Genomic DNA, 17,461 nt, shown 5'->3' with positions numbered 1-17,461 from the left:
TTGATGGCCGTGCGGGTCAGCCGGGAATCAGGCCCTGGCCCGGGGCTTGCGCGTCAAAGCAACGACGCCAGCAAAGGGGCGGCGAACAGGTTCAGAAGCCCGGTCAGGACCATCACCAGCCCTGCCACCGAACCTTCTTCGCCCCCCACTTCATGGGCCCGGCTGACCCCTGCACCATGGGCCCCGACGCCAAACAGGGCGCCGCGGGCCAGGGCGCTGCGCAGCGGCAGCCAGCGCAGCAGCACACCGCCGAGCATGGCCCCGAATACCCCGGTGAACATCACGAATACCGCGGTCAGCTCGGGTACGCCGCCCAGGTCATGGGCCAGGGGCATGGCGAACGGCGTGGTGATGGAGCGCGGCACCAGGGACAGGGTCACCGAGCTGTCCAGGGCCAGGGCCTTGGCCAGGCCGAACGAGCTGCCAATGGAAGCCGCGCTGCCCGCCAGCATGCCCAGCAGCAATGCCGACCAGTGGCGCATCAGCAGTTGCCGCTGCTGCCAGATGGGAATGGCGAAGGCCACGGTCACCGGCCCTAGTACGAGCATCAGCCAGTGGGTGTTGGCGGCATATTCGGCGTAGGCGGTGTGCAGCGGCACGGCGACCGCCAGCAGCAGGGCCGGCACCAGAATCAGCGGCGACAGCAGGTAGCGCCCGGTGCGCCGATAGATCCAGCGGCTGAACAGGTAGGCGCCCAGGGTCAGGGCCAGCCAGAACACCGGCATGGCTTCAAGCTTCATGGCGCATCCTCCAGCGGCACACCAGTTCCACGGTCAAGGCTGTCACCAGCATCACCAGCAGGGTGCTGACGCCTATTACCAGCAGAATCCGCCAGCCGTCCTGGCGCAGCAGGCCGCCGTAGTCCAGCAGGCTCATCAGTGCGGGAATGAAGAACAGCAGCATCTCGGCCATCAACAGGCCGGCCCCCAGCTGCAGGGCCGCCGGCTTGACCCAGCCCAGGGCGAAGGCCAGCAGCAACAGCGCAAGGCCCATGACCCCGCCAGGAATCGGCCAGGGCAGCCAGCTGGCCAGTTGGCAGCCGAGAAAATAGATGGCCAGCAGCACCGCCAGTTCAAGAATCAGGCGGCCCAGGCGTTTGCAGTTGGAAATGTTCATGGTGGTTCGGTCCTCTCAGGGGCTTATTTTATGAAAAGCCCCATCATTACCGAAGCGAATTGTTAGACTGGAAGCCATTCCAATCTGGAATCAACGTCATGGATTTCAAACAACTGCGCAGCTTTGTCGAGGTGATCCGCCAGGGCGGCTTCACCCAGGCGGCCAGGACCCTGCACATCAGCCAGTCGGCGGTCAGCAAGCAGATCGCCCAGCTGGAACAGAGCCTCGGCACGCCCTTGCTGGAGCGCCAGGGTTCGCACATCCACCTCACCGCCGCCGGCAACGTGGTGCTGCAACGGGCCGAAGGCATGTTGCGCCTGCGCCACGAACTGCTCAGCGAACTGGACGACCTGAGCCAGCTGGCACGGGGTGAACTGCGCCTGGGGCTGCCGCTGCTAGGCAGTGACGCGCTGTTCGCCAGCCGTTTTGCCGAATACCGCCGGCGCTATCCGAATATCCAGGTGCAGTTGCTCGAAGGCGGCAGCCTGAATGTCGAACAGGCGGTGCGCAACGGCGAACTGGAACTGGGGGGCAGCCTGACCCCCAAGGACCCGGCGTTCGCCTACCAGCCCTTCTGCGATGAACCGCTGGATGCCTTGCTGCCCGCCGATCACCCCTTGGCGATGAACGCCCAGGTACGCCTGGAAGAACTGGCGGACACGCCGTTCCTCCTGTACCAGCGCAGTTTCGTGCTCAACGACCGGCTGTTGCAGGCCTGCCAGCAGGTAGGTTTCACCCCCAGGGAAGGCGGGCGCAGCGGCCAGGCGGATTTCCTGGCGGCGCTGGTGGCGGCCGGCCAGGGCGTGGTGCTGTTGCCCAGTGTGGTAGCCCGTGGCCTGGTGCGGCCTGGGGTAGTGCGCCTGACCTTGAAGGCGCCGGACTACCTGCGATGGGATATCGCCTTCATCTGGCGCCAGGGCGCTTATCTGTCCAAGGCAGCGCAAGCCTGGCTGGCGCTGCTGCGGGAACAGCCGGTCAGCCCCGCAGGGCGCTGATCAGCTCGGCCAGCCAGGGCTCGGCGTCGGTTTCCGGGGTCACGCTCTCGCTGGCGTCCAGGCGCAGCATGGGCAGCACTTCCTGCACGCCCAGCTCGGCGAACAGCTCGCGCATCTGCTCGCCACCGCCACAGAAGGTATCGCCGTAGCTGGAATCCCCCAGGCCGATGACCGCTCCGGGCAACCCGCGCCAGGCGGCAGGCAACTGATCGCGAATACTCGAATACAGCGGGAGCAGGTTGTCCGGCAACTCGCCCATGCCGGTGGTGGAGGTCACGGCCAGAAACGCCTGCGGGGCGAAGGCCTGAAGCTCGGCCAGAGTGGCGCGCGGGTTGTGCCAGGCCTCGAAACCTGCGGCGTTGAGGAGTTTGGCGGCATGCCGGGCGACTTCTTCAGCCGTGCCGTACACCGAGCCGGAAAGGATGGCGACTTTCATCAATCTGATCCTGAAGCTGACTAAAAGGCTGGGATATTAACAGCTACGGAGTAAAATCCCGCCTGTGCCGCCACCTCTGCTGAAAAGCGCTGGTGGACAGCGGGCCACCCTCTCTTAGACTCCAGCACTTGCTGATCGAAAGCGGAACTTCGGGATGATCAACGCTCATCTGCTGCAAAAGATGATCAACGCCTCCAACGACGGGATTGTGGTCGCGGAACAGGAAGGCGAAGACAACATCGTGATTTACGTGAACCCGGCCTTCGAGCGGCTGACCGGCTACAGCGCCGACGAAGTGCTGTACCAGGATTGCCGCTTCCTGCAATCCGGGGACCGTGACCAGCCAGGCCTGGAAGTGATCCGCCAGGCCCTGCGACAAGGCCGGCCGTGCCGCGAGGTGCTGCGCAACTACCGCAAGGACGGCAGTCACTTCTGGAATGAGCTGTCGATCACCCCGGTATTCAATGACAGTGATCAGCTGACCTATTTCATCGGCGTGCAGAAAGACGTCAGCGTCCAGGTCAAGGCCCAGCAACGCTTGCTCCAGCTGGAGCAGCAACTGGCCGAAGTGCAAGCTGAACTGGCCGCCCTCAAGGCGACCAGCGGCCACTAATAAATCGCGGAATTCGTGGTCGTAGGGATATTCCCCGCCGATCTGTCCTCCACCCTCCGAGCAACATCATGCAGCGTGACGCCCTCCTCACCCAGGATGAACTGGACTTCATCCAGACCATGCAGCACAACCCGCAGCTCAATGTGCGTGATACCACCTCGAGCCTGATGGTCAATGGCGGCGCGCAGATCCGTGACCTGCTGACGCGCCTGGCGGCCAATGAAAAGGTCACCATCCAGGCCCGTTTCGACAATCAGCAGATGACCTTCCCGCTGCAGCTGGTGGAAGACGAATTCCATGCCCTGCACCTGCGGCTGGGGGTGCCGAGCATCTTCGAGGATGGGCCCATGGTGCGCCCCTGGCGCCTGGCCCTGGAGCAGCCGGTGGCCCTGGAAAATGCCAGGGGCCAGCCTGGCCGCCTGTGGGTTCGGGAGGTCTCGTTCAAGGGAATATTGGTGGAGATCCGCAACGGTACCCGGCCACCGCGGCAGTTCGCCCAGTGGTTCAGCCCCTCGGGCTATGAACGGATTGCCCTGCACGGGCGCTTCGAGCGCCAGACCGAAGCCGGTTTCTACGCCTACCGCCTGGATCAGAGCGACCTGGAAGAAACCGAGCGCCTGCGCCAGTTCATCCTCCAGCAGCACCGCCACAGCCATCCGGCACTGCACGCCTGAAGGCTAGCGCCTCAAAGAAACCCGCGCAGGCGCTGCTGCATCAAGCGCCCCTCGTTACCCAGGCAAGCCACCGGCGAACCGACCAGGCTGTCCTGGACCAGGTCCGCCGCGTCCCCGGCCAGCAGCAATGGGCAATCCAGGGTCAGTGCCAGGCGCTTGAGGCGCTTGGGCAACTCGGCCGAGGGTGCGTGATTGGAAAACACCACCAGGGCTACCGGCGCGACCTTTTCGCAGACCAGGGTCAGTTCCTCCAGCGGCACACCCGGGCCCAGCAGGCGCACACCGATCGGGTCTTGCCCGAGCATCAGCGCCGCCACCAGTAGCTCCAGTTCGCGGCATTGCTCATTGAGCGCCGTCAGCAGCAGATAGCGGCTCTGGGTGGCGCGTTGCAACAGCAGGCGCTGGGTAATCCGCGCCCGCAGGAAGCCATCCAGGAACAGCCATTCGCTGGTCTGGCCAAAAGCCTCGCGCGCCAGCAGTAACTGCTTCCAGAACGGCAGGAAGATGTCCTGGAACACCACCGGCAAGGCATAGCTGGAGAAGATCTGCCCGTAGAGGCGCTCAAGCTGCTCCTCATCGAACGCGCTGACCGCCAGCTTCAATTGATCGCGCCACTGGCCGTATTCGCCCTGCAAGCCGCCATCCACCGGAGCCTTGAGCTGGGCCTGGGCAGCCCGGCCCTTGGCCAGGATCTTGCCCACTTTGCTCACCGCCACACCGCGTTCGATCCAGCCGAGAATCTCGCGCACAGCCTCAACATCGTGCATGGAGTACAGACGATGCCCACTTTCGGTGCGTGTCGGCTGAATCAGACCGTAGCGTCGTTCCCAGGCCCTCAGGGTCACCGGGTTGATTCCGGTCAGGCGCGCCACCTCACGGATCGGAAACAACTCGTCCTGACGAACGGCTTCGGGGGCGTGAGGGGCGGGGGCAAGTTCAGTCATGACGGGCATCTGGGAAGAAAACACCGGGAAACAAAGTGGCGATCATTCTACTCCCCTCAGGTGGCGATGCTTCAAGCACGAGAAAAACCGACCGCCGTCATTGGTGCCTGAGCAGCAATCAGGAATAATCCTTGCTTGCTTCAGGCGCGGCCCGCCACCCCGGTGCCTCGTCAAGCGACTGCCTTACCCAGGCAGCGCATTGGTTTTACGGAGATACATAATGTCTACCTCACCCGTCACCCTGATGGTTGCCCGGCGCGTTGCCGACGGCCGTTACCAGGACCTGATCGCCTGGCTGCGCGAAGGCGAACAACTGGCCACCGACTTTCCCGGTTACCTGGGTTCCGGCGTTCTTGCGCCGCCACCCAACGATGACGAATTCCAGATCATCTTCCGCTTCGCCGACGAATCCACCCTGCATACCTGGGAACACTCCGCCTCGCGTACGGCCTGGCTGGCCCGGGGCAGCGACCTGTTCGCCCACCCTTCGGAGCACCGGGTCAGCGGTATCGACGGCTGGTTCGGCGCCACCGGCCATCGCCCGCCGCGCTGGAAGCAGGCCGTGGCCATCTGGCTGGCATTCTTCCCGGTGTCGCTGCTGTTCAACTTTGTCCTGGGCCCGTTGCTCGGCGACCTGAGCCTGCTGCCTCGGGTATTTGTCAGCACCCTGGCCCTGACCCCGCTGATGGTCTATTTCTTCATTCCGCTGTCCACCCGGCTGCTGGCCAACTGGCTCAACAGCACACCGGCCCGACCGCTACCGGCCACCCCCTCGACGCAGAATCCGTGATTCGCCGGCAAGCCGGCTCCTACCACACCTCGCGCGACATTCGCGCCTACCGTAGGAGCTGGCTTGCCAGCGAAAAAAACCCGCAAGATCGCATTCGCCGGCAAGCCCGTTGCCTGCAGGCACAGGGCCTTCCCTCGCTGGTATAGTTTTCCCACTACCCGCGACGCGAGCCCTTCATGAACACCTCTCCTGCCCCGATCCTGATCACCGGCGCCAGCCAGCGAGTCGGCCTGCATTGCGCCCTGCGCCTGCTCCAAGACGGGCAGCCGGTGATCGTCACCTACCGCAGCCAGCGCCCGGGCCTTGAGGCCCTGCGGGAAAAGGGCGCGACCCTACTGTTCGCCGATCTCTCCAGCGAAGCCGGAATCCTGGCCCTGATCACCGAGCTGAAAAACCGTACCCAGAGCCTGCGGGCCATCGTCCACAACGCCTCGGAATGGCTGCAGGAGAGCCCTGGCGACGAAGCAGCGGCCTTTGCCCGGATGTTCGGCGTGCACATGCTGGCGCCCTACCTGATCAACCTGCATTGCGCCGAGTTGCTGCAGCGCTCGAGCCCGGCAGACATCATCCACATCAGCGACGACGTGACTCGCAAGGGCAGCAGCAAGCACATCGCCTACTGCGCCAGCAAAGCCGGACTGGACAGCCTGACCCTGTCCTTCGCAGCGAAATACGCCCCGACAATCAAGGTCAACGGCATTGCCCCGGCCCTGCTATTGTTCAATCCCGACGACGACGCGGCGTACCGCGCCAAGACCCTGGCCAAATCTGCGCTGGGCATCGAACCCGGCAGCGAAGTGATTTACCAGAGCCTGCGCTATCTGCTGGACAACCCCTATGTCACCGGCACCACCCTGACCGTCAACGGCGGGCGGCACCTCAAGTAAGCCGGCCCCTGTGAGGACCTTGCATGACCCTTTCCCTGCCCCAGCACTATCGCGAGATCCTCAAGGACCTGGGCGAAGACCCCGAGCGCGAAGGCCTGCTCGATACCCCCAAGCGCGCGGCCAAGGCCATGCAATACCTGTGTCACGGCTACGGCCAGTCGCTGGAGGAAATCGTCAACGGCGCACTGTTTGCTTCCGAAAGCGATGAAATGGTGATAGTCGCCGACATCGAGCTGTATTCCCTGTGCGAACATCACCTGCTGCCCTTCATCGGCAAGGCCCATGTGGCTTATATTCCTACCGGCAAGGTCCTGGGGCTGTCGAAGATCGCGCGGATCGTCGACATGTTCGCCAGGCGCCTGCAGATCCAGGAAAATCTCACTCGGGAAATCGCCGACGCGGTACAGAGCGTGACTCAGGCCGCCGGCGTCGCGGTGGTGATCGAGGCCAAGCACATGTGCATGATGATGCGCGGCGTCGAGAAACAGAATTCCACCATGCACACCTCGGTGATGCTCGGCGCCTTCCGCGATTCGAGCACCACTCGCCAGGAATTCCTGCAATTGATTGGACGGAGCAAGTAGCAATGCCACAACTTCAGCCAGGAATGGCTCGTATCCGAGTCAAGGACCTGCTCCTGCGGACCTACATCGGAATCAACGAGGAAGAGATCCTCAACAAGCAGGATGTGCTGATCAACCTGACCATCCTCTACGCGGCCCAGGACGCGGTGCGGGACAACGACATCGACCACGCACTGAACTACCGCACCATCACCAAGGCGATCATTGCCCATGTCGAGGGCAACCGCTTTGCCCTGCTGGAGCGCCTGACCCAGGAGCTGCTGGACCTGGTGATGAGCAACGCCTCGGTGCAGTACGCCGAAGTCGAAGTCGACAAACCCCACGCCCTGCGTTTTGCCGAGTCGGTGTCGATCACCCTCGCGGCCAGCCGCGCCAGCGCCTAGAAAACTGCCACAAGTGGCAAGTGCCCGCCTGGGCGCTTGCCCCTGTCCCGGAGAAACCCCATGACTGAACAACAACGCCTGGAACTGGAAGCCGCGGCCTTTCGCCGCCTGGTGGCCCACCTGGACAGCCGCAAGGACGTGCAGAACATCGACCTGATGAACCTCGCCGGGTTCTGCCGCAACTGCCTGTCCAAGTGGTACAAGGCCGAGGCCGACGAACGCCAGATCGAGGTCAGCCTCGATGACGCTCGTGAAGTGGTGTATGGCATGCCCTACGCCGAATGGAAAAATCTCTACCAGAAAGAAGCCAGCGCCGAGCAGCAAGCGGCGTTCGCCAAAGGAAAACCCCAATGACTGACCTGAACACCCTGCGCGCCAGCCTGAACAGCGGTGAACACGCTTTTGCCGACACCCTGGCCTTTGTCGCCGCCGGCTATGACTACCAGCCCCAGGCCTTCAACAACGGCGGCGTGGAAAACGCCGCCGGGCAGAACGAAGGTTCGTGCAAGACCTTGGGCCTGGCCCTGCTGGAAGGCCTGAGCGACGAAGAGGCCCTGCTGGCTTTCGGCGAACACTACCGCTCGGTACTGGCCACCCCCGAAGGCACTGACCACGGCAATATCCGCGCCCTGATCGTTCACGGCCTGGCCGGGGTCAAGTTCTCCGCCCAGCCGCTGACCCGCCGCTGACCCGCCGCTGATCCGCATTCTGTAGGAGCTGGCTCGCCAGCGAAGGCGTCAGCACAGCGGCGCAAGGCTCAAGGGCCTGTTCGCCGGCAAGCCGGCTGCTACCGTGCAACCCCCATAAAAAAACCGGCTTGCGCCGGTTTTTTTTATGGGTGGCAAATCAGAACGAAGCGTTCTGCAGGCCGTCCAGGTAACGCTCGGTATCCAGTGCCGCCATGCAACCGGCGCCGGCCGAGGTGATGGCCTGGCGGTAAACGTGGTCGGCCACGTCGCCGGCAGCAAAGATGCCCTCGACGCTGGTGGCGGTGGCATTGCCGTCACGGCCGCCCTGCACGACCAGGTAACCGTCCTTGAGGGTCAGCTGGCCTTCGAACAGCGAGGTGTTCGGGGTGTGGCCGATGGCGATGAACACGCCGTCGACCTTCAACTCGTCGAAGCTGCCGTCGTTGTTCTTCAGGCGGGCACCGGTCACGCCCATGTTGTCACCCAGGACTTCGTCCAGGTTGGCATTGAGCTTGAGGATGATCTTGCCTTCGGCCACCCGGGCGTTGAGCTTGTCGATCAGGATCTTCTCGGCGCGGAAGGTTTCGCGACGGTGGATCAGGGTCACGGTGCTGGCGATGTTGGCCAGGTACAGCGCTTCTTCAACAGCGGTGTTACCGCCACCGACCACTGCCACCGGCTTGTTGCGATAGAAGAAGCCGTCGCAGGTGGCACAGGCGGAAACACCCTTGCCCATGAACGCTTCTTCCGAAGGCAGGCCCAGGTAGCGAGCGCTGGCACCGGTGGCGATGATCAGGGCGTCGCAGGTGTAGGTCGCGCTGTCACCGGTCAGGGTGTAGGGCTTGGCTGCGAAGTCCACGGCATTGATGTGATCGAAGACGATTTCAGTCTCGAAACGCTCGGCGTGCTCGCGCATCCGCTCCATCAGGGCCGGGCCGGTCAGGCCATGCACGTCACCGGGCCAGTTGTCGACTTCGGTAGTGGTGGTCAGCTGGCCACCGGCCTGCATGCCGGTGATCAGCAGCGGCTTCAGGTTGGCACGGGCGGCATAGACGGCGGCGCTGTAACCGGCAGGGCCGGAACCGAGAATAATCACACGCGAATGGCGTACTTCAGACATGACTCACTCCTATCGACCGGCCCGGCTAGCCTGGCGCGGAACGCCGGATTGCCGGCTGGAATAAAAAAGGACGGCGAAACCTTGGGGAAGGCTTGAACTCGTCCGTCCAAAAAATAATGGGTGAAGCGTATAGAGGGGGCGAAGATTAAGGAAATACGGTTTAACAATCCAGCTCATAGGCGGTCTCTATCCTCAGGAGGCCTATTTGAAAGGGTCTTTGTTACCGTTGATGTCGACCGCTTCGCCGTGCTTTCGCCCCCAGGACAAAGCCGGTAAGGTCGGCGCGTTTTCATTCTGCTCGGAGCGCTCTATGCCCGCCCCTGTCCTGTCCGGCCCGCAATACCTGCGTGAAGGCCTGAAGCTGGTCCTCAGCCCCGGCCTGCGCCTGTTCGTGCTCCTGCCCCTGGCAATCAACCTGGTGCTGTTCGTCGGATTGATCTATTTCGCCGGCCATCAATTCAGCCTCTGGGTCGATGCGCTGATGCCGTCCCTGCCCAGTTGGCTGAGTTTCCTCAGCTATGTCATCTGGCCGCTGTTCGTGGTGCTGGTGGCCTTCATGGTGTTTTTCAGCTTCACCATGCTGGCCAACATCATCGCCGCCCCCTTCAACGGTTTCCTCTCGGAAAAAGTCGAAACCGTGGTGCGCGGCACCGATGATTTCCCGCCCTTCAGCTGGGGTGAGCTGATTGCCATGATCCCCCGCACCCTGGCGCGGGAAATGCGCAAGCTCGGCTACTTCCTGCCCCGGGCCATCGGCCTGTTCATCCTCTCGCTGATTCCGGTGGTCAACCTGATTGCCGCGCCGCTGTGGCTGCTGTTCGGTATCTGGATGATGGCTATCCAGTACATCGACTACCCGGCGGACAACCACAAGATGAGCTGGCAGGACATGCTCGCCTGGCTGCGCCAGAAGCGCTGGCAGAGCCTGGGCTTTGGCGGCATCGTCTACCTGGCGCTGCTGATCCCGCTGGTCAATATCCTGATGATGCCGGCCGCCGTGGCCGGTGCCACGCTGTTCTGGGTGCGTGAACGCGGGGTGGAGAACCTGCCGGCCAAATAAGGCCGGGGGGTCATAAATCCATCATCGCAAGGTCACAATGGCGACATGGCCTCAGCCGACACTGAGGCCATGACGACAGCTCTGCATATCACCCTCATCACTGAAACCTTCCCACCGGAAATCAATGGCGTGGCCAATACCCTTGGCCGCCTCTGCGAGGGCCTGCGTGCCCGTGGGCATCAGGTTGAGCTGGTGCGCCCGCGCCAGGGTTGCGACCAGAGCCGGGCCAGCGACGAAGCCCTGCTGCTGTGCCGGGGCTGGCCGCTGCCGGGCTACCCGGGGCTGCAATGGGGCCAGTCGTCGATGCACAAGCTGCTGCGACGCTGGAAACGCCAGCGCCCGGACGTGCTCTATATCGCCACCGAGGGGCCGCTGGGGCTGTCTGCGCTGCGGGCCGCCAAGCGCCTGGGAATCTCCGTGGTCAGCGGCTTTCACACCAACTTCCAGCAGTACTCCAGCCAATATGGCCTGGGTTTGCTGACCCGCTTGCTGACCCACTATCTGCGCTGGTTCCACAACCGCTCGCAACTGACCCTGGTACCCAGCGCCAGCCAGCACCTGGAGCTGGAGCGCCGGCATTTCGAACGCCTGGCCCTGCTGTCCCGGGGCGTCGACAGCCAGCTGTTCCACCCGGCCAAGCGGCTCGATACGCTGCGGGCCGACTGGGGCCTGGGCGCCGATGACCTGGCGGTGATCCACGTTGGGCGCCTGGCGCAGGAGAAGAACCTGGGCTTGCTCAAGCGCTGCTTCGAACGCCTGCAGGCGACTTATCCACAGCGCAGGATGAAGCTGATCGTGGTGGGTGACGGCCCGCAACGTGGGGCTCTGGAAAAAAGCCTGCCCGAGGCCCTGTTCTGTGGCAGCCAGCGGGGCGAAGCCCTGGCCGCCCACTACGCCTGCGGGGATCTGTTCCTGTTTCCCAGCCTCACCGAAACCTTCGGCAACGTGGTGCTGGAGGCTCTGGCCTCGGGGCTCGCGGTGGTGGCCTACGATCAGGCTGCCGCAGCACAGCATATCCGCCATGGCTACAACGGTGTGCTGGCCATGCCCGGCGACGAAAGCGCCTTCTGCGACGCTGCCAGCTGGCTGCTGGAAGAACCGGAAACCTTGCGCCGGGTACGCCTCAACGCCCGCCAGCATGCCAGCCGCCAGGGCTGGGCCGCGGTTATCGAGCAGTTTGAAGATCGCCTGCGCAGTGCCTGCGAGCACGGGCCGGCCGAGGATTACGAAGGGCTTATCGAAGCGACGGTCAAACCCCGCAGCGCCGTGGAGACACTCGGCACGGCAAGGGGGCTGCCCCCCTCGCCGCCCGGAGCAGGCAGTTAAACCAGGGTCATCAGCGCGTCACGGCTGAATGGCAGGATGTCCTGCTCGCGACCTTCACGGACTTTCTGCGCCCAATCCGGATCCACCAGCAGTGCACGGCCCACGGCCACCAGATCGAACTCGTCGTTGTTCAGACGCTGCAGCAGGTTTTCCAGGCTGGCCGGCTGCGCCACCTTGTCGGTGTTGACCATGAACTGCAGGAACTCGCCGTCCAGGCCGACGCTGCCCACGGTGATGGTGGGCTTGCCGGTGAGTTTGCGAGTCCAGCCCGCCAGGTTGAGGTCGGAACCTTCGAACTCCGGCTCCCAGAAGCGGCGGGTCGAGCAGTGGAAGATATCCACACCGGCATCCGCCAGCGGCTTGAGGAAGGCCTCCAGAGCTTCCGGGGTCTGCACCAGGCGCGCGCTGTAGTCCTGCTGCTTCCACTGGGAAAAACGCAGGATGATCGGGAAATCCGGACCGACGGCAGCCCGCACGGCCTGGATCAGCTCAATGGCGAAGCGCGAGCGCTGGGCCAGGTCGCCACCGTATTCATCGGTACGCTGGTTGGTGCCTTCCCAGAAGAACTGGTCCACCAGGTAACCATGGGCGCCATGGATCTCCACGCCGTCCATGCCGATGCTCTGGGCATCCTTGGCGGCCTGGGCAAAGGCAGCGATCACCTCCTGGATGTCCTGGTGGGTCATGCCGTGCACCAGCACCTTGCCGTCCTTGAGCTTCTCGGTCGGGCCGTAGCCGGGCACGCTGGCGTCCGGCTCGGTGCCCAGGCGCCGCACATTGCCCACATGCCAGAGTTGCGGGACGATCTTGCCGCCTTCGGCGTGGACCGCATCCACCACCTTCTTCCAGCCGGCCAGGGCCGCCTCGCCATGGAACTGCGGCACATTGGGGTAACCATTGGCAGCCTGGTGACCCACCGTGGTGCCCTCGGTAATGATCAGGCCGACACCCGCAGCAGCGCGGCGGCGGTAATACTCAATGACCTTGGAGTTGGGCACGCCACCGGGGGAAAACGACCGGGTCATTGGTGCCATCACCACGCGGGTCGGCAGTTCCAGCGCGCCGAGTTGAAAGGGTTTGAACAAGGCTTGAACAGGCATGCTGCGCTCCGAGAAAAAGGCTTGAGTCGATATTCGACGCACAAGACTGCGCCGGGTACCGGCCCCGGCGCACTTATGATGAGGATAATATTCCCCCCTCAATGCGCTGCCCAGCATTATTGATTTGAGTGATTTAGATGCAAAAACGCCGCATTGCAGCGGCGTGAAAGAGGTGCCCGTCAGTGGTTAGCTCAGGGCCTTTTCGATGGCCTGGATCACTGTCGGATCATCGGGAGCGGTACGCGGCGAGAAACGCGCCAGTACCCGGCCGTCCTTGCCCAATAGGAATTTCTCGAAGTTCCAGGTGATGTCCCCGGGAAACTCGGCGCCTTCGCCCGCCAGCAGGCGGTACAGCTGATGGCGCTCGGGACCGTTCACGTCCAGTTTGCTGCTCAAGGGAAAGGTCACCCCGTAGTTGAGGCTGCAAAACTCCTGGATCTCCTGCTCAGTGCCCGGTTCCTGCCCGGCGAACTGGTTGCAAGGCAACCCCAGCACGCTGAATCCCTGGGCCTTGTATTGCTGGTAGAGATTCTCCAGCGCCGCATATTGTGGTGTCAGACCACATTTGGAGGCGACGTTGACCACCAGCACGACGTGCCCCTTGAAGGGCGCGAGCGGCAGCTCCTGACCATCCAGGGCTTTCAATTTAAGGTCGTGAAAAGCACTCATGACGAACTCCAAATTCCTGTGTTCTTACAGAAAACAGCCTCTCGACAGTACAGCCAAAAGCCGCGGACTAAAAAGGCGCCCTCGGGCGCCTCTCCAGTAAGCTTGAGCTTAGCGCAGAAAATCAGTGGTGATGGCCACCTTCGCCATGGACGTGACCATGAGCGATTTCTTCCTGGCTGGCGTCACGGATGGCAACGATCTTAACCTGGAAGTTCAGGCGCTGACCGGCCAGCGGGTGGTTGCCGTCGACGGTAACGTCGTCGCCGTCCAGGTCACGGATGGTCACGATCTGCATCTGGCCGTCCGGAGCGGAAGCGTGGAACTGCATGCCCACTTCCAGTTCGTCGACGCCTTCGAACATGCTGCGGCTCAGGGTGCTGACCAGTTCGGCAGCGTATTCGCCGTAGGCATCTTCAGGTTCTACGGAGACTTTCAGTTCGTCACCAACTTGCTTGCCTTCCAGGGCCTTTTCCAGACCAGGAATGATGTTACCTGCGCCTTGCAGGTAAACCAGCGGGGCGCCGCCGGCAGAGCTGTCGATGACCTCACCAGCGTCGTTGGTGAGGGTATAGTCGATGGAGACAGCCTTATTGGCGGCGATCAGCATGGGGCGGGACCTTTTGCATAAGAATGAAGAACGTCCAAGTTTAGCGAAGCAATCGCTCGAAAGCGAACGGAACCCGGACCAACGGAACGTGAAAAATCACTCGACAATCTGCGGTTTTCATCAGGATGAAGAGGGCCATTGGGTGGCTGAACTGTCCTGCGGGCATACCCAGCACCTGCGCCACCAACCGCCCTGGCAGTCCCGGGCCTGGGTCCTGGAGCCGCAGTTGCGGGCGGAAAAAATAGGCCAGTGCTTTGCCTGCGGCTGGTGCGCTCAAGCCCCGGATAACGATAACCTTAGCGCCTGACTTCAGGCAGACGGCCAAAGACCGTCGCCTTTGCCATGCACCTTCTGAGAATTCGCATGCAAACTTTTTTCATCGCGCCCACCGATTTTGGAGTGGGTCTGACCTCCATCAGCCTCGGGCTGGTGCGTACGCTGGAACGGGCTGGCCTCAAGGTCGGCTTCTTCAAACCCATAGCCCAACCTCACCCCGGTGACACCGGCCCCGAGCGTTCCACCGAACTGGTGGCGCGCACCCATGGCCTGAAACCGCCACAACCCCTGGGCCTGGCCCATGTGGAGCGGATGCTCGGCGACGGCCAGCTGGATGAGTTGCTGGAAGAAATCATCACCCTCTACCAGCAGGCGGCCATCGGCAAGGATGTATTGATCGTCGAAGGCATGGTGCCGACCCGCAGTGCCAGCTACGCCGCCCGGGTCAACCTGCACCTGGCAAAAAGCCTGGATGCCGAGGTGATCCTGGTATCCGCCCCGGAAAACGAAGTACTCACCGAGCTGTCCGGCCGGGTCGAGTTGCAGGCCCAGCTGTTCGGCGGCCCGCGGGACCCGAAAGTACTGGGGGTGATCCTCAACAAGGTGCGCACCGACGAAAGCATGGAGGCGTTTTCCGCGCGCTTGAAGGAACATTCGCCCTTGCTGCGCAGCGGCGACTTCCGCCTGCTGGGGTGCATCCCCTTCCAGCCGGAGCTCAATGCCCCGCGTACCCGGGACGTGGCCGACCTGATGGGCGCCCAGGTGCTCAACGCCGGCGACTACGAAAGCCGGCGCATGACCAAGATCATCATTTGCGCCCGCACCATGCGCAACACCGTGGAACTGCTCAAGCCCGGCGTGCTGGTGGTGACCCCGGGCGACCGTGACGACATCATCCTCGCCGTGAGCCTGGCGGCCATCAACGGCGTGCCCCTGGCCGGCCTGCTGCTGACCAGCGACACCCTGCCCGACCCGCGGATCATGGAGCTCTGCCGGGGCGCCCTGAACGCCGGCCTGCCAGTGCTTTCGGTGAGCACCGGGTCCTACGACACCGCCAACCAGCTCAATGGCCTGAACAAGGAAATTCCCATCGATGACCGCGAGCGCGCGGAAATCATCACCGACTTCGTCGCCAGTCACCTGGACGCTAACTGGCTGCACCAGCGCTGCGGCACCCCACGGGAAATGCGCCTGTCACCTGCGGTGTTCCGCTACCAGTTGATCCAGCGCGCCCAGCAGGCCAACAAGCGTATCGTCCTGCCCGAAGGCAGCGAGCCACTGACCGTGCAGGCCGCCGCCATCTGCCAGGCCCGGGGCATCGCCCGTTGCGTGCTGCTGGCCAAGCCCGAGGACGTGCACGCGGTGGCCCGGGCCCAGGGCATCGAACTGCCCGAAGGCCTGGAGATTCTCGATCCGGACCTGATTCGCCAACGCTATGTGGAACCCATGGTGGCCCTGCGCAAGAGCAAGAGCCTCAACGCTCCCATGGCCGAGCAGCAGCTGGAAGATCCGGTGGTGATCGGCACGGTGATGCTGGCCCTGGATGAAGTCGATGGCCTGGTTTCCGGGGTCATCCACTCCACTGCCAACACCATCCGCCCAGCCCTGCAGTTGATCAAGACCGCGCCGGGCTGCAGCCTGGTGTCCTCGGTGTTCTTCATGCTGTTCCCCGAGGAAGTGCTGGTGTATGGCGACTGCGTGATGAACCCGCACCCCAGCGCCAGCGAGCTGGCGGAAATCGCCCTGCAGAGCGCCGACTCGGCAGCCGCCTTCGGTATCACCCCGCGCGTGGCGATGATCAGCTACTCCAGCGGCGACTCGGCCAGCGGCGAGGAAGTGGAGAAAGTTCGCGAAGCCACTCTGCTGGCTCACGAAGCCCAGCGTTCGCTGCTGATCGACGGGCCGTTGCAATACGACGCCGCGGCCAACGAAAACGTCGCCCGGCAACTGGCCCCCAACAGCCAGGTCGCGGGCAAGGCCACGGTCTTCGTGTTCCCTGACCTCAACACCGGCAACACCACCCACAAGGCGGTGCAACGCAGCGCCGATTGCGTGAGCCTGGGGCCGATGCTGCAAGGCCTGCGCAAACCGGTGAACGACCTGCCCCGGGGCGCCCAGGTGGACGACATCGTCTACACCATCGCCCTGACCGCGATTCAAGCCGCCAACCGACCTATGGATGTCTAAATGCTGGAATTCCTACCTGCCGTGGTGCGCGGAGTCATCGCCTCGCTCCTGTTGGCGCTGAACACCATCCTGCTGTGCTCGTTCCTGTTCTGCGTGGCGTTGGTCAAGGCCCTGCCCTTCGCCCTCACCCAGCGCTTGAGCCTGTGGCTGATGAACCACACCCACGAAGCCTGGATCAGCAACAACAAGGCCTGGATGCAGTTGGTATGCCGTACCCGTTGGCACGTGCAGGGCCTGGAAGGCCTGGATTACCAGCACTCCTACCTGGTCACCAGCAACCACCAGAGCTGGGTCGACATCATGGTCCTGCAGTACGTGCTCAACCGGCGTATCCGCCCCCTGAAGTTCTTCCTCAAGCAGGAGCTGATCTGGGTGCCAGTGATTGGCCTGGCTTGGTGGGCCCTGGGCTTTCCGTTCATGAAGCGCTACTCCAAGGCGTACCTGGAGAAGCACCCGGAAAAGAAAGGCAAGGACCTGGAAACCACGCGCAAGACCTGTGCGAAGTTTCGCAACAACCCGGTGGGCATCTTCAACTTCGTCGAGGGCACGCGCTTTACCGACGCCAAGCACGCCCAGCAACAATCGCCGTTCCGCTACCTGCTCAAGCCCAAGGCCGGCGGCATCGCCTTTGTCCTGGATGCCATGGGCGAGCAACTGCAGTCGATCATCGATGTGACCATCCACTACCCAGCGGGCCGCCCCGGTTTCTGGGACCTGCTGTGCGGCAGGGTCAAGGATGTGGTGGTGCGTTTCGAAGAGGTGCAGATCCCGGCGCAGTTCCTTGGCAAGAACTACGAGCAGGACACGGCCTATCGCCAGGAATTCCAGGGCTGGATCAACCAGCAGTGGCTGGACAAGGATGCGCTGCTGGAAGTGCTGCATCGCGAGTATCCGGCCAAACCCTGAGGGCCTTTTCGCTGGCAAGCCAGCTCCTGCGGTCCTGCACCCTACTTACCGGCGAACGCTATCTGAAGCGCACAAAAAAGCCCGCAGCCGATCACTCGG

22 protein-coding genes are annotated in these 17,461 nt (G+C 63.2%); 14 read left to right on the top strand and 8 right to left on the bottom strand.

Annotation, left to right across the window (positions count from 1 at the left end; genetic code table 11):
- Nucleotides 1-53 precede the first annotated feature (53 nt).
- Complete coding sequence (locus ABCR88_RS05010; protein WP_011059312.1) at nt 54-740, bottom strand: LrgB family protein; 687 nt, start codon at nt 738-740, stop codon at nt 54-56.
- Nucleotides 730-1,116 (bottom strand): CidA/LrgA family protein, encoded by a 387-nt coding sequence (locus ABCR88_RS05005; protein ID WP_210671423.1) that lies wholly within the window; start codon nt 1,114-1,116, stop codon nt 730-732. Before ABCR88_RS05005 ends, ABCR88_RS05010 begins: the two co-directional genes overlap by 11 nt.
- Nucleotides 1,117-1,214: 98 nt before the next feature.
- Between ABCR88_RS05005 and ABCR88_RS05000 the strand changes: the two genes are divergently transcribed.
- Nucleotides 1,215-2,111, top strand: a complete 897-nt coding sequence (locus tag ABCR88_RS05000; protein WP_011059310.1) for a LysR family transcriptional regulator — start codon at nt 1,215-1,217, stop codon at nt 2,109-2,111.
- Here ABCR88_RS05000 and ABCR88_RS04995 read toward each other — a convergent pair.
- Nucleotides 2,092-2,547, bottom strand: a complete 456-nt coding sequence (locus ABCR88_RS04995) for a flavodoxin (RefSeq protein WP_015634186.1) — start codon at nt 2,545-2,547, stop codon at nt 2,092-2,094. The two genes, ABCR88_RS05000 and ABCR88_RS04995, sit on opposite strands and share 20 nt — an antisense overlap.
- A gap of 154 nt (nt 2,548-2,701) precedes the next feature.
- Between ABCR88_RS04995 and ABCR88_RS04990 the strand changes: the two genes are divergently transcribed.
- Nucleotides 2,702-3,160: a PAS domain-containing protein gene (locus ABCR88_RS04990; protein ID WP_041115999.1), complete on the top strand. Its 459-nt coding sequence runs from the start codon at nt 2,702-2,704 to the stop codon at nt 3,158-3,160.
- A 68-nt stretch (nt 3,161-3,228) separates the two neighbouring features.
- Nucleotides 3,229-3,834 (top strand): hypothetical protein, encoded by a 606-nt coding sequence (locus tag ABCR88_RS04985; RefSeq protein WP_011059307.1) that lies wholly within the window; start codon nt 3,229-3,231, stop codon nt 3,832-3,834.
- A gap of 11 nt (nt 3,835-3,845) precedes the next feature.
- Here the strand turns inward: ABCR88_RS04985 and ABCR88_RS04980 are convergent, their stop codons facing one another.
- Nucleotides 3,846-4,787: a MerR family transcriptional regulator gene (locus ABCR88_RS04980; protein ID WP_232642986.1), complete on the bottom strand. Its 942-nt coding sequence runs from the start codon at nt 4,785-4,787 to the stop codon at nt 3,846-3,848.
- A gap of 211 nt (nt 4,788-4,998) precedes the next feature.
- On the opposite strand from ABCR88_RS04980, the gene ABCR88_RS04975 reads away from it, so the two are divergent.
- The 6 genes from ABCR88_RS04975 (at nt 4,999) to ABCR88_RS04950 (ending at nt 8,111) form a co-directional block, all read left to right on the top strand.
- Nucleotides 4,999-5,568: a hypothetical protein gene (locus ABCR88_RS04975; RefSeq protein WP_015634183.1), complete on the top strand. Its 570-nt coding sequence runs from the start codon at nt 4,999-5,001 to the stop codon at nt 5,566-5,568.
- Nucleotides 5,569-5,744: 176 nt separating this feature from the next.
- Nucleotides 5,745-6,455 carry a dihydromonapterin reductase gene (gene folM / locus ABCR88_RS04970; RefSeq protein WP_015634181.1) on the top strand — a complete coding sequence of 237 codons (711 nt, stop codon included), beginning with the start codon at nt 5,745-5,747 and terminating at the stop codon, nt 6,453-6,455.
- Nucleotides 6,456-6,478: 23 nt separating this feature from the next.
- Nucleotides 6,479-7,039, top strand: coding sequence for a GTP cyclohydrolase I FolE (gene folE / locus ABCR88_RS04965; protein WP_053149038.1), 561 nt, complete (start codon nt 6,479-6,481; stop codon nt 7,037-7,039).
- 2 nt (nt 7,040-7,041) lie between these two features.
- Complete coding sequence (folX, locus tag ABCR88_RS04960; RefSeq protein WP_011059302.1) at nt 7,042-7,422, top strand: dihydroneopterin triphosphate 2'-epimerase; 381 nt, start codon at nt 7,042-7,044, stop codon at nt 7,420-7,422.
- A 42-nt stretch (nt 7,423-7,464) separates the two neighbouring features.
- A complete protein-coding gene (locus ABCR88_RS04955; RefSeq protein ID WP_169892840.1) occupies nt 7,465-7,776 on the top strand; it encodes a DUF1244 domain-containing protein in 312 nt (103 codons plus the stop codon).
- Nucleotides 7,773-8,111, top strand: coding sequence for a HopJ type III effector protein (locus ABCR88_RS04950; RefSeq protein ID WP_019093350.1), 339 nt, complete (start codon nt 7,773-7,775; stop codon nt 8,109-8,111). The genes ABCR88_RS04955 and ABCR88_RS04950 overlap by 4 nt, the downstream gene beginning before the upstream one ends.
- Nucleotides 8,112-8,268: 157 nt before the next feature.
- Here ABCR88_RS04950 and trxB read toward each other — a convergent pair whose 3' ends face one another.
- Nucleotides 8,269-9,231, bottom strand: a complete 963-nt coding sequence (gene trxB, locus ABCR88_RS04945; RefSeq protein WP_011059299.1) for a thioredoxin-disulfide reductase — start codon at nt 9,229-9,231, stop codon at nt 8,269-8,271.
- A 310-nt stretch (nt 9,232-9,541) separates the two neighbouring features.
- On the opposite strand from trxB, the gene cysZ reads away from it, so the two are divergent.
- Both cysZ and ABCR88_RS04935 read left to right on the top strand, forming a co-directional pair.
- Nucleotides 9,542-10,291, top strand: a complete 750-nt coding sequence (gene cysZ / locus ABCR88_RS04940) for a sulfate transporter CysZ (RefSeq protein ID WP_011059298.1) — start codon at nt 9,542-9,544, stop codon at nt 10,289-10,291.
- Between the two features lie 45 nt (nt 10,292-10,336).
- Entirely contained in the window at nt 10,337-11,617 is a 1,281-nt protein-coding gene (locus ABCR88_RS04935) for a glycosyltransferase family 1 protein (protein ID WP_019093349.1), read from the top strand.
- On the opposite strand, the gene ABCR88_RS04930 is transcribed toward ABCR88_RS04935, so the two are convergent.
- The 3 genes from ABCR88_RS04930 to ABCR88_RS04920 form a co-directional block, all read right to left on the bottom strand.
- Complete coding sequence (locus ABCR88_RS04930) at nt 11,614-12,717, bottom strand: NADH:flavin oxidoreductase (RefSeq protein ID WP_041115990.1); 1,104 nt, start codon at nt 12,715-12,717, stop codon at nt 11,614-11,616. The genes ABCR88_RS04935 and ABCR88_RS04930 overlap by 4 nt on opposite strands.
- 186 nt (nt 12,718-12,903) lie before the next feature.
- Nucleotides 12,904-13,386, bottom strand: coding sequence for a redoxin domain-containing protein (locus ABCR88_RS04925; protein WP_015634175.1), 483 nt, complete (start codon nt 13,384-13,386; stop codon nt 12,904-12,906).
- 121 nt (nt 13,387-13,507) lie between these two features.
- The gene (locus tag ABCR88_RS04920) at nt 13,508-13,993 is read right to left on the bottom strand and encodes a peptidylprolyl isomerase (protein ID WP_011059294.1); all 486 of its coding nucleotides are present in this window, start codon (nt 13,991-13,993) and stop codon (nt 13,508-13,510) included.
- Here ABCR88_RS04920 and ABCR88_RS04915 point away from each other — a divergent pair.
- Genes ABCR88_RS04915 through ABCR88_RS04905 form a run of 3 tightly spaced genes read left to right on the top strand, consistent with a single transcriptional unit; the run spans nt 13,962 to nt 17,362 of the window.
- Nucleotides 13,962-14,300, top strand: a complete 339-nt coding sequence (locus ABCR88_RS04915; RefSeq protein ID WP_015634174.1) for a DUF3565 domain-containing protein — start codon at nt 13,962-13,964, stop codon at nt 14,298-14,300. The genes ABCR88_RS04920 and ABCR88_RS04915 overlap by 32 nt on opposite strands.
- Nucleotides 14,301-14,356: 56 nt before the next feature.
- On the top strand, nt 14,357-16,456 hold the full coding sequence (pta, locus tag ABCR88_RS04910) for a phosphate acetyltransferase (RefSeq protein ID WP_019096051.1): 2,100 nt from the start codon (nt 14,357-14,359) through the stop codon (nt 16,454-16,456).
- Nucleotides 16,457-17,362, top strand: coding sequence for an acyltransferase (locus tag ABCR88_RS04905; RefSeq protein ID WP_232643000.1), 906 nt, complete (start codon nt 16,457-16,459; stop codon nt 17,360-17,362).
- The last annotated feature ends 99 nt before the right edge of the window (nt 17,363-17,461 follow it).

It is taken from the genome of Pseudomonas sp. W17, from assembly GCF_040268305.1.
Taxonomy (GTDB): Bacteria; Pseudomonadota; Gammaproteobacteria; order Pseudomonadales; family Pseudomonadaceae; genus Aquipseudomonas; species Aquipseudomonas protegens.
This window is presented reverse-complemented; position numbering and strand designations above follow the sequence as displayed.

Bases quoted from the DNA above. Each gene is read 5' to 3' on its own strand.
- ABCR88_RS05000 (WP_011059310.1), top strand. From the start codon at position 1,215: ATGGATTTCAAACAACTGCGCAGCTTTGTCGAGGTGATCCGCCAGGGC.
- ABCR88_RS04905 (WP_232643000.1), top strand. From the start codon at position 16,457: ATGCTGGAATTCCTACCTGCCGTGGTGCGCGGAGTCATCGCCTCGCTC.
- ABCR88_RS04915 (WP_015634174.1), top strand. From the start codon at position 13,962: ATGGAGACAGCCTTATTGGCGGCGATCAGCATGGGGCGGGACCTTTTG.
- ABCR88_RS04930 (WP_041115990.1), bottom strand. From the start codon at position 12,717: ATGCCTGTTCAAGCCTTGTTCAAACCCTTTCAACTCGGCGCGCTGGAA.
- ABCR88_RS04990 (WP_041115999.1), top strand. From the start codon at position 2,702: ATGATCAACGCTCATCTGCTGCAAAAGATGATCAACGCCTCCAACGAC.
- trxB (WP_011059299.1), bottom strand. From the start codon at position 9,231: ATGTCTGAAGTACGCCATTCGCGTGTGATTATTCTCGGTTCCGGCCCT.
- ABCR88_RS04950 (WP_019093350.1), top strand. From the start codon at position 7,773: ATGACTGACCTGAACACCCTGCGCGCCAGCCTGAACAGCGGTGAACAC.
- ABCR88_RS04935 (WP_019093349.1), top strand. From the start codon at position 10,337: ATGGCCTCAGCCGACACTGAGGCCATGACGACAGCTCTGCATATCACC.
- folE (WP_053149038.1), top strand. From the start codon at position 6,479: ATGACCCTTTCCCTGCCCCAGCACTATCGCGAGATCCTCAAGGACCTG.
- ABCR88_RS04980 (WP_232642986.1), bottom strand. From the start codon at position 4,787: ATGCCCGTCATGACTGAACTTGCCCCCGCCCCTCACGCCCCCGAAGCC.
- folM (WP_015634181.1), top strand. From the start codon at position 5,745: ATGAACACCTCTCCTGCCCCGATCCTGATCACCGGCGCCAGCCAGCGA.
- folX (WP_011059302.1), top strand. From the start codon at position 7,042: ATGCCACAACTTCAGCCAGGAATGGCTCGTATCCGAGTCAAGGACCTG.
- cysZ (WP_011059298.1), top strand. From the start codon at position 9,542: ATGCCCGCCCCTGTCCTGTCCGGCCCGCAATACCTGCGTGAAGGCCTG.
- ABCR88_RS04995 (WP_015634186.1), bottom strand. From the start codon at position 2,547: ATGAAAGTCGCCATCCTTTCCGGCTCGGTGTACGGCACGGCTGAAGAA.
- ABCR88_RS05010 (WP_011059312.1), bottom strand. From the start codon at position 740: ATGAAGCTTGAAGCCATGCCGGTGTTCTGGCTGGCCCTGACCCTGGGC.
- ABCR88_RS04925 (WP_015634175.1), bottom strand. From the start codon at position 13,386: ATGAGTGCTTTTCACGACCTTAAATTGAAAGCCCTGGATGGTCAGGAG.
- ABCR88_RS04985 (WP_011059307.1), top strand. From the start codon at position 3,229: ATGCAGCGTGACGCCCTCCTCACCCAGGATGAACTGGACTTCATCCAG.
- ABCR88_RS04975 (WP_015634183.1), top strand. From the start codon at position 4,999: ATGTCTACCTCACCCGTCACCCTGATGGTTGCCCGGCGCGTTGCCGAC.
- ABCR88_RS04920 (WP_011059294.1), bottom strand. From the start codon at position 13,993: ATGCTGATCGCCGCCAATAAGGCTGTCTCCATCGACTATACCCTCACC.
- ABCR88_RS05005 (WP_210671423.1), bottom strand. From the start codon at position 1,116: ATGAACATTTCCAACTGCAAACGCCTGGGCCGCCTGATTCTTGAACTG.
- pta (WP_019096051.1), top strand. From the start codon at position 14,357: ATGCAAACTTTTTTCATCGCGCCCACCGATTTTGGAGTGGGTCTGACC.